This is a genomic window from Paraburkholderia sp. J8-2, from assembly GCF_905220195.1.
In the GTDB taxonomy this organism is placed as follows: Bacteria; Pseudomonadota; Gammaproteobacteria; order Burkholderiales; family Burkholderiaceae; genus Paraburkholderia.
The window spans coordinates 1-1513 of record NZ_CAJMZA010000090.1 but is presented as its reverse complement, the minus strand read 5'-3'; the positions used below and the strand labels follow the sequence as shown (position 1 = coordinate 1513).

Below are 1513 nucleotides of genomic sequence, written 5' to 3'. Positions count from 1 at the left end.
TCCTTGCAGCAAAGCTACGGCGACCCTTCGACGATCAAGTGGACCGGCTTCTTCAACATCTACTCGACACACGATCAGGGCAGTGCAATGCAGGGCCCCATCGACAGCAACGCGTACAGTCTTTCGCTCGCCGCGCAGCACGGTCCGCATTCGCTTCTGCTCGGCTACCAACAGATTCTCGGCGACCAGTTCTACGACTACGTGAACGAGACGGCGGGCGACTATCTCGTCAACTCGATGGACGTGGACTACAACGCGCCGCACGAGCAGTCGTTCCAGGTGCGCTATGGTTTCGATGGCGCCTATGCGGGCCTGCCGGGCGCGAAGGCGATGCTCTGGTACGCACTCGGCTGGGGCGCCAACGCGTCGGCGGGTGCAGCCGCCAATCCCACGCCCGCGAGCCCGTTCTACAACCTGTACTGGAGGAACGGGCAGCCCGTGCACGGCTCGCACCACGAATTCGGCTTCATTCCGAGCTATACGCTGCAAAGCGGGCGCTTCAAGAACACCAAAATCACCTTTATCGCCATGTGGCACCACGCGTCGAAGTACTACTCCGACCCGAGCAACCAGGAATTCCGCCTCGTCATCAACATGCCGTTGAAGCTGTTCTGAAGCGCCGCGGCCGCCACGCGGCGGTGCGGGCCGCCACCGCGTGCGTCGTGCGCTTCAAGCCTCGCGTGCAAACACCTCGCGCGCGGCGAAGAGGCCGTTGAGCGCCGCGGGAAAGCCCGCGTACACGGCCATCTGCATGATCGTCTCGACGATCTCCTCGCGCGTGAGGCCCACGTTCAGGCCCGCGGCAATATGGACCTTGAGTTGCGGCTGCGCGTGGCCAATGGCCGTGAGCGCCGCGATGGTGGCGATCTCGCGCGAGCGAAGGTCCAGACCCGGCCGCGCGTAGATGTCGCCAAATGGAAATTCCAGCAGATACTGCGCGAAATCCGGCGCGATATCGGCGAGCGAGTCGATCACGTGCTCGCCGCCGCTGCCGTCAATCGCCGAGAGCATGCGCTTGCCTCTTGCGAGGCGGCTTTCCTGCCGGGCGGCGCTGGTCTGATTTGTCGTTTCGTGCATTCTCGTTCCTTTGCATGGCGTGGGAATAACCTTCGATCTTGTTGTCGAGGACGAGAAGACACGCCTGGAGTTCGGCCACCTGCGCACGCACCGCTTCGCGATGCGCCGCCAGCAATTCGCCGCGCTCGCGCTCGGTTGCCTTGCCGGCCGCGCGCAGCTGCGCGTAGCGCAACATGCCCTGGATCGGCATGCCCGTGGTCTTCAGACGGCCCAGAAAACCGATCCATTCAAGCACCGAGCGGTCGTAAGCGCGCTGGCCCGTTTCGTCGCGCACCGCATAGGGAATCAGCCCGATGCGCTCGTAGTAGCGGATCGTATGAGCCGAAAGGCCCGTGAGCGCGGCCAGTTCGCCAATCTTCATGCGCTTCTCCTCATCGACGTTCTGAATGGTGGGACTTCGAGTGCACTCCAGGTCAAGCATTTTTTGGCGCGGGTA

General features: G+C 63.2%; 3 protein-coding genes. 1 reads left to right on the top strand and 2 read right to left on the bottom strand.

Annotated elements, in window-relative coordinates; translation table 11 throughout:
- The coding region (locus U5A52_RS42895) for an OprD family outer membrane porin (RefSeq protein ID WP_321940462.1) at positions 1–615 on the top strand (615 nt) is incomplete at its 5' end.
- Positions 616–669: 54 nt separating this feature from the next.
- Here the strand turns inward: U5A52_RS42895 and U5A52_RS42890 are convergent.
- Together U5A52_RS42890 and U5A52_RS42885 are read right to left on the bottom strand one after the other, a co-directional pair.
- Positions 670–1011, bottom strand: coding sequence for a carboxymuconolactone decarboxylase family protein (locus U5A52_RS42890; RefSeq protein WP_233888066.1), 342 nt, complete (start codon positions 1009–1011; stop codon positions 670–672).
- A complete protein-coding gene (locus U5A52_RS42885) occupies positions 995–1438 on the bottom strand; it encodes a MerR family transcriptional regulator (RefSeq protein ID WP_321918070.1) in 444 nt (147 codons plus the stop codon). Before U5A52_RS42885 ends, U5A52_RS42890 begins: the two co-directional genes overlap by 17 nt.
- Positions 1439–1513: the final 75 nt, after the last annotated feature.